General features: G+C 68.0%; 6 protein-coding genes and 1 pseudogene. 5 read left to right on the top strand and 2 right to left on the bottom strand.

Annotated elements, in window-relative coordinates; translation table 11 throughout:
* Positions 1-48: 48 nt before the first annotated feature.
* Complete coding sequence (locus tag A5780_RS37165) at positions 49-1692, bottom strand: cytosine permease (RefSeq protein ID WP_227463076.1); 1644 nt, start codon at positions 1690-1692, stop codon at positions 49-51.
* A 138-nt stretch (positions 1693-1830) separates the two neighbouring features.
* Between A5780_RS37165 and A5780_RS37160 the strand changes: the two genes are divergently transcribed.
* Positions 1831-2883, top strand: coding sequence for a hypothetical protein (locus A5780_RS37160; RefSeq protein WP_063011371.1), 1053 nt, complete (start codon positions 1831-1833; stop codon positions 2881-2883).
* Between the two features lie 38 nt (positions 2884-2921).
* Here the strand turns inward: A5780_RS37160 and A5780_RS37155 are convergent, their stop codons facing one another.
* On the bottom strand, positions 2922-3458 hold the full coding sequence (locus A5780_RS37155) for a YdcF family protein (protein ID WP_063011369.1): 537 nt from the start codon (positions 3456-3458) through the stop codon (positions 2922-2924).
* A 124-nt stretch (positions 3459-3582) separates the two neighbouring features.
* Here A5780_RS37155 and A5780_RS37150 point away from each other — a divergent pair, with 124 nt between their 5' ends.
* From A5780_RS37150 to A5780_RS37135, 4 genes and pseudogenes are all read left to right on the top strand, one after another.
* Positions 3583-4905, top strand: a complete 1323-nt coding sequence (locus tag A5780_RS37150; RefSeq protein ID WP_064911361.1) for a UDP-glucose/GDP-mannose dehydrogenase family protein — start codon at positions 3583-3585, stop codon at positions 4903-4905.
* A gap of 150 nt (positions 4906-5055) precedes the next feature.
* Complete coding sequence (locus A5780_RS37145) at positions 5056-6444, top strand: Hsp70 family protein (protein ID WP_064911360.1); 1389 nt, start codon at positions 5056-5058, stop codon at positions 6442-6444.
* 131 nt (positions 6445-6575) lie between these two features.
* Positions 6576-6986 carry a hypothetical protein gene (locus tag A5780_RS37140; protein WP_063011367.1) on the top strand — a complete coding sequence of 137 codons (411 nt, stop codon included), beginning with the start codon at positions 6576-6578 and terminating at the stop codon, positions 6984-6986.
* A pseudogene (locus A5780_RS37135) lies at positions 6983-7326 on the top strand (hypothetical protein); the annotation flags it as partial. The gene A5780_RS37140 and the pseudogene A5780_RS37135, both read left to right, overlap by 4 nt.

Genomic DNA, 7326 nt, shown 5'->3' with positions numbered 1-7326 from the left:
CCTGATATTCCGAACCGGCCGCCGCTCATGTCGCCGACCCGAGGTAGGTCAGCCCGGCGGCAGCACGTGCGCGCCCGACTTGTCCGTCGACAGCGCCAGTGAGCTGATGTATCGGATTTCGCCCTCCGGCCCCGGAACCGCGGAGGCGATCATGTCGGGGCGTTCGAAGTCCATTCCGGTGACGTGGCAGGTGAGGGTTTCACCCGAGGGGTTGCCGTGTTCGTCGAACATGTCCAGCTCGATTCCGTCGTCGCCCCGGCGCAGGTAGTACTTGCCCTTGGTGAGGACGGCGGTGAGCGGGGTGGCGACGAAGGCGATCACGACGGCGACGATCGGCGAATACGGTTTCAACGCCGCGCCGAACACACCGAAGAATGTCATGATCGACAGCACCGCCGACAGTCCGAAACCGACCAGGCCGACGGGGTTGAAGTTGTAGAGCATGCCGCGCCGGAATTCGGGCTGTTTCGGCGAGAGCTTCAGCAGATACTTGTTGACCGCGATATCCGTTGCGACGGTGACGATCCAGGCGATACCGCAGTTGGCGTAGAAGCCGAGGATGTCGTTGAGGAAGTCGAACATATTGGCTTCCATCAGGATCAGCGCGATCGCGAGGTTCACGCCGAGGAATACCAGCCGGCCCGGATAGGTCTTCGTCACGCGGGTGAACGAGTTGGTCCACGCCAGCGAACCCGAATACGCGTTGGTCACATTGATTTTGATCTGTGAGATGACCACCAGCACCACCGCGAGCGTCATCGCCAGCCAGGACGGAACCATATCGCGGTAGATTTCCAGGAACTGATGCACCGGCTGATTCGCGATGTCCTGCGCCCCCGGCAGATTCGCGATCAGATAGACCGCGAGGAACAGGCCGACGACCTGTTTGACGGCACCGAAGATCACCCAGCCCGGCCCCGCCAGCAGCATCCAGCCCCACCATCTGCGCGCGTTCTCCGGGGTTTTCGGCGGCATGAACCGCAGATAATCGATCTGCTCGGCGATCTGGGCGATCAGTGAGAGACAGACGCCGGCGGCCAGCAGCGCACCGGAAAGGCTCACTCCCGCACCGTCCTTACCGCCGTAGGCGAAGAACGAATCGATCGAATCAGGGTGGCGGATCAGCAGAAACGCGAACGGCAACACCATCAGCAACAGCCACAGCGGCGTCGTCCACACCTGCAGTTTCGCCAGCGTATTCATGCCGTAGACGACCAGCGGGAAAATCAGCACCGTGGAGAGCAGATAACCCAGCCACAGTGGAATGTGCAGGCCCAGATTCAGGCCCTGCGCCATGATCGAGCCCTCGGTGGCGAAGAAGATGAAAGTGAACGAGGCGAACACCAGGTTGGTGATCACCGAACCGTAGTAGCCGAACCCACTGCCGCGAGTGATCAGATCCAGATCGATGTTGTAGCGGGCGGCGTAGTAGGCCAGCGGAAATCCGGTGATCATGATGACGATCGCGAAGATTCCGATGCCCAGCAACGCGTTTCCGGTGCCGTTCGCGATGCCGATGTTCGCGCCGATGGAGAAATCCGCGAGATAGGCGATGCCGCCCAGCGCGGAGACGCCCACCACGGCCGGACTCCATTTGCGGTAGCTGCGGGGCGCGAAGCGCAGCGTGTAGTCCTCGAGGGTTTCCTTCGTCGCGGCGGCAGCGGTCGCCGGACGGGTTTGCACATCAACCACGATCTACTCCTCATCGTTTCCGCGCTCGGCGCGGCCTTTCGAGGGTGCAGGTCCCGTGTGGTGTCCGTTTTGCCGCTCGGTTACCGCCGTGTAACGCCCCGCGACGTGCGGCTTTGCGCTCTCCCTTTACCGTGGTGCATGACCTTTGACTCGACAGCGAAGGCGAACGACCCCGGTGCGGGCGCGGCCATCCGGCCCTCCGCGACCGACCGGATCCGCTCCTGGACGGCGCTGGTACTGGCGGCCGCACCCACCGCCGCGATCCTCACGGTGCTGCTCTACGGGCTCGGTTTGGCGATGGGCTTCGGCACCCTCGGCATCCTCGCCATCGCGTGGCTGGCGGTGTGCGTACTCGTCGCGGTGGTGTTCTTCCTGGGCGCCGAGCGGCGGTGGTTGACGGCACGTTTCGGGGTGCGTGCGCCCACCTCCGCCGAGCGGCACGCGCTGACGACGGCGTGGGAGCGGGTGGCCCGGCGGTCCGGCATCGCCTCCTCCTCGCACTCGCTGTGGATCCGGGAGAGCGAGCGCGAATTGCTGCTGCCCCGGCGGATGATCGCGGTCCCCTCCGCCGTACTCGGTGCGCCCCCACGGCAACTCGAAGCGGTGCTGGCCCGTGAACTCGGATATCGGTCCGAAGGACGAGTAGCGCTGTGCCAGTTCGTATTCCGATATTTCAATCTGCCGTTGGTATGGCTGGAGCGGGTGTTGCTCTCGGGTCCGGCCGCGGTCGGAGCGTGGCTGACGCGGCGGATGACGCCACCGGCGGCCCGGATCTTCGGGATCGGCTGGAGTGCGGTCAGCCGGGTGCTGGTCGCCTGCCCGGCGATCGCGGCCACCACTGTGATCGTGGGACTTCCGGCCGCACTGCTGCTGCGCATCGCTCCGGAGGTGGCGGCCTGCGCGCTCGTGCCGGTCGTGCGCCGCATCGACTACCGGGCCGACCGCGCCGCCGTCGACCTGGGATACGGCACGGACCTCGGTGTGGCACTGCAGGAACGGCGGGCGGAGTCCGGCGACGCGGCCGCGCTGTATGCCCTCTCGGTGTCGGCGTACGCGCCGCGGACCTCGGTGGACGAACGCGTTCGCCACATCCGCGATCGCATGGACGAGCGGGTGCGTATCGCCGGCTATTCGGGGCCTGTGCTTCCGGAAAGCGGTGCGGCACAAGGATTTACCGGTACCGAGCGATAGGGTGGCGGTCCGGCCCCCGCCGCGGATGCCGGACCGGTTCAGCAGTCCTCGAATGCGGCTTTGATGTACCCCGAGGACTGATACAGGTACTGGTAGGCCCATCGCGCGGCACCGATGTGCGGATGCGCGTCGACGAGGAGAATCTCACCGCCCCAGCACTTGCCGAGCACATACCGGGCGCGGGAGATGTGCGGCGTGAAGGTCACCACGATCACGCGCCGCCAGTTCTCGCGGGCGGCGCGGGCGGCCAGTTCGCGTCCCTCACCGCGTGTGGTGCGCGGCTCGGGATCGAAGCAGCTCACCCGGAAGCTGTAGCCGCCGTGACAGATTCGGTTGATCAGCGGGGAGTGGTCGTACGGATCGGAGAACACCACCTGCGGGGCGTAACCGTCGTGGGCCAGGCGCAGCGCCAGCTCCTCGCGGCCGTCGTGGGCTCCGCCGAGCACCAGGATGGCATCGGCCGCGTGCGGGGTGTCGGTCCGCGGGCGCACGTACACCGGCCACAGCGCCGCCACCGCGACGGCGAGCACGAGCACGACCCCCACCGCACCGCGCACCCACCACCTTTTTCGCACCCTGCGATGGTAGGTGGTCGGCGAATGCGCTGATCGGCGACGGTTTCTCCCTGTACACCCACTGTTGCCTGCGCCCTCGCCTCGTGGACGCGGACCGGCCATACCCGGCACGTATCAATCGATTATGCGTCTGACGGTATTCGGGACGGGATATCTGGGAGCCACCCATGCCGCCTGCATGGCCGAGCTCGGTCACGAGGTGCTCGGGGTGGATATCGACCCCGGCAAAGTGGCCAAATTGTCCGACGGCGTCGTGCCGTTCTACGAACCCGGCCTGGAGGCGGTGTTGCGCCGCAATCTCGATGCCGGGCGACTGCGCTTCACCACCTCCTACGAGGAGGCGGCCGCGCACGCCGACGCCCATTTCCTCGGTGTCGGCACGCCGCAGAAGAAGGGCGAATACGGCGCGGACCTGAAATATGTCCATGCCGTGGCCGATTCGCTGGCGCCGCTGCTGGAGCGGCCGTCGGTGCTGATCGGCAAGTCGACGGTGCCCGTCGGCACGGCCGCGGAACTGGGCCGCCGGATGCGGGCCCGTGCCCGCACCGACATCGAAGTCGCCTGGAATCCGGAATTCCTTCGGGAGGGGTTCGCGGTGCGTGACACCCTGCGGCCCGACCGGCTGGTCCTCGGTGTCGACGCCGAACGCGAACGCGCCGAATGGGTGCGTGCGCAGGTGCGCGAGATCTACGCCGACCTGATCGCGGCGCAGGTGCCGTTCCTGCTCACCGACCTGGCCACCGCGGAATTGGTGAAGGTGTCCGCCAACGCGTTCCTGGCCACGAAGATCTCGTTCATCAACGCGGTCTCCGAGGTCTGCGAGGCGACCGGGGCCGATGTCACGATGCTGGCCGACGCGCTGGGTCACGACGCCCGCATCGGCCGGCGCTTTCTCAACGCCGGGCTCGGCTTCGGCGGCGGCTGCCTGCCCAAGGACATCCGCGCGTTCATGGCCCGCGCGGGGGAACTCGGCGCCGATCACGCGGTCGCGTTCCTGCGTGAGGTCGACAACATCAATATGCGCCGGCGCACCAAGGTGGTCGATATGGCGGCCAAGGCGTGCGGCGGCTCGCTGCTGGGCGCCAATGTGGCGGTGCTGGGCGCCGCCTTCAAACCGGAATCCGACGATGTGCGCGATTCGCCCGCGCTGAACGTGGCCGGAATGATCCAGCTGCACGGGGCCGTGGTCACCGTCTACGACCCGAAAGCGCTGGAGAACTCGCGCCGGGTGTTTCCCACGCTGAACTACGCGACCTCGGTGGCGGAGGCCTGTGATCGAGCGGATGTGGTGCTGGTTCTCACGGAATGGGACGAGTTCACCGCACTCTCGCCGCGCGACCTCGAGCCGGTGGTGCGCGGGCGTTCCATCATCGACGGTCGCAACTGTCTCGAGCGCGCCGAGTGGACCGCCGCGGGATGGGTGTACGCGGGACTCGGCACGTCGTAGGGTGGCGGGAGCCAGGTAGAGTGGCGGCGCCCTGCGGCATGAGCATCGGGCCCGCACAGCGGCCCGGCTTCGCTCGCACGGCCCAGCGCAGGCCGTGGGGGCGGCGGTCGGGCGTACCGGTCGTGAAGCGTGAAACGAGATGGGCGGCAGATGAGTTCGGTACTGGGAGTTTCGGTGGGGGCCGGCGCCATTCGCGTCGCGATCCCACATCCCGGTAATTCCGCCGAACGATTCGTCTCCACCGCCTTCGACGTCCAGGCGATGCCCGTCGCCGAACAGCAGTCCATGGACGATGTGGCCGCCGAAACCGTCGGCGCCGTCTTCGGTTCCGCGCCGGAGATCGCCGCGACCGCGCTGGCCTATCGCAACGAACAACACGCGCGCACGCTGCGGGGCGCCCTCGCCCGCCGTCAGCTCACCAACTACGAACTCGTGCCCGAGGTCGCGGCGGCGCGGGAATTCCTGCGCGCCACCGGTGAACTGCAGGGTTATCGCACGGTCGCGCTCTACGACCTCGGCAGTTCCGGACTCTCGGTCAGCGTGATCGACGTGGAATCCGGAAAGGTGAGCCACAGCGAGCGCACCAGCGACATCAGCGGCGACTATCTGGATTCGCTGATCCGTGAACAGCAGATCGCTTCCGGCCGGATCGAACATCCGCCCACCGCACAGGGTTTGGCGGCCCTGGACGGCGTATGCCGGCAGGCCAAGGAACAGCTGTCGAGCACCACGGCGGTCGCGGTCCCGTCCGAGCACGGCCTGGTGCTGTTGTCGCAGGAGAACTTCGAAGCGCTGATCATGCTCGCCGTCGAATCGTCGGCCCGCATGACCCGCGATGTGATGATGCGCTCCGAACAGGCCGTGCAGGCGGTCTTCGTGATCGGTGGGTGTGCCCGGATCCCGCTGATCGCGCGCATTCTGGAGCGGTGGATGGGCATGCCCGTGCTGGTGCCCGCCGATCCGGAGACCGTGATCGTGCGCGGCGCGGCGCTGCTCGCCCGCCCGGCCCAGGTGGCCGCACCCGCACCCGTCCCGCAGGCCCCCGGGCCCGGATTCGCCGACGACACCGTGCAATTGGCGCCGGTGTGGTTGTCCGAGGATGCGCTGCGACGCGCCCGCAAACGCAACAAGGCGCGCGGCAAGAGCGCACCCGGCGGCAAGGTCGGCGCCGTCGATGCCGGTCGCCGCCGGGAGTTGAGCGTGGCCGGGGTGGCGGTCGGTGCGCTGGTCGTCGTCGCGGCGCTCGGGATCGGTCTCGGCTGGGGCCAATCGGTTCTCCGCGGTGATTCCCAGAGCAACACCTCAGCCCCCAGTTCGGTTCCCGACGCTCCGCCCCGCGCCTCCGCGGACCCCTCGGTCGCGCCGACCACCGATGCCACCAACGCCTCGGTGGCCGCGCCCACTCCCAACTGGCAGGCGCCGACCACCACCACCTCGGCCGCGCCCCCGGGACCACCGACCATCGTCGTCCCCGGTCTGCCGCCGATCGTGGTGCCGACCATTCCGCCGCTGCTGCCACCGTTCCCGCCGCGGCAGTAGGCCCGGAACGCGCCGAGGTGCGGGGGCTGACGAGGCCGGGGCCGTGATGCGCCTCGATTCGGCCGAGGGCCTGGCAAAGCAACGACCTTCGGCCCTGCCCCAACCGGTGGCCGACCGGGCACTGTCGAATGATGACGATTTCCACCGAGGTCAAGACGATCCGGCTGACCCGCGCGGTGCTGGCGGGCGTGGCAGCATTCATCGCGTTCTGGGCCTCGGCCGGGGCCATCGGTCTCGCCGGTGGCGGTGCCGACCTCGGTGCCGCTGTCGAGGCGCGATTGCCCCTGCACAGTCCGGTTCTCGCAGCCGTGCTCCTCGGTCTGCTCGTGGCGGTTCCGATGGCGGCGACGGCCGCCGCGGTCATTCGAAACGATCATCGGGCGGCCGCGATGGCGGTGTGCAGCGGTGCGCTGCTGGTCGGCTGGGTCGCGGTGCAGCCGATAATCATCGGCCAGTTCTTCTGGCTGCAACCGGTCTTCGGTCTGCTGGGCCTCACCGTCGCCGGACTCGGCCTGTCGCTCAACGCCCATCGCGGGCGGTGACATCCGACCGGATCAGCCTGATCATCACCTATCGGCTGGTCCGAGGAGTGTGCGAGATGCCCCCTGTCCAGATCGCGGTCTGCGGGCCGCGCGACTGCACGAACACCGAGGCCGCTACCGCGCGGGAGGTCGGCCGGCTGCTGGCTCGGGCCGGCGCGGTCGTGTTGTGCGGCGGCGGAACCGGGGTGATGGCGGCGGTCGCCGAGGGCGCGTCGGCCGAAGGCGGCCTGGTGATCGGAGTACGGCCGGACACCGGCCGAGCAGGTGTGTGTGCCGGACTCTCCGCCGTCCTGTACACGAATATGGGCGAGGCGCGGAACGCGATTCTGATCTCGTCGGC

The organism is Nocardia sp. 852002-20019_SCH5090214, from assembly GCF_001665865.1.
In the GTDB taxonomy this organism is placed as follows: domain Bacteria; phylum Actinomycetota; class Actinomycetes; order Mycobacteriales; family Mycobacteriaceae; genus Nocardia; species Nocardia nova.
The sequence above is the reverse complement of the archived record's forward strand: the minus strand, read 5'-3'. Positions and strand labels throughout refer to the sequence as shown.

What these genes read in the sequence shown, in the direction of transcription:
- A5780_RS37145 (WP_064911360.1), top strand. Translation starts at nt 5,056, where the DNA reads ATGAGTTCGGTACTGGGAGTTTCGGTGGGGGCCGGCGCCATTCGCGTC.
- A5780_RS37160 (WP_063011371.1), top strand. Translation starts at nt 1,831, where the DNA reads ATGACCTTTGACTCGACAGCGAAGGCGAACGACCCCGGTGCGGGCGCG.
- A5780_RS37150 (WP_064911361.1), top strand. Translation starts at nt 3,583, where the DNA reads ATGCGTCTGACGGTATTCGGGACGGGATATCTGGGAGCCACCCATGCC.
- A5780_RS37140 (WP_063011367.1), top strand. Translation starts at nt 6,576, where the DNA reads ATGACGATTTCCACCGAGGTCAAGACGATCCGGCTGACCCGCGCGGTG.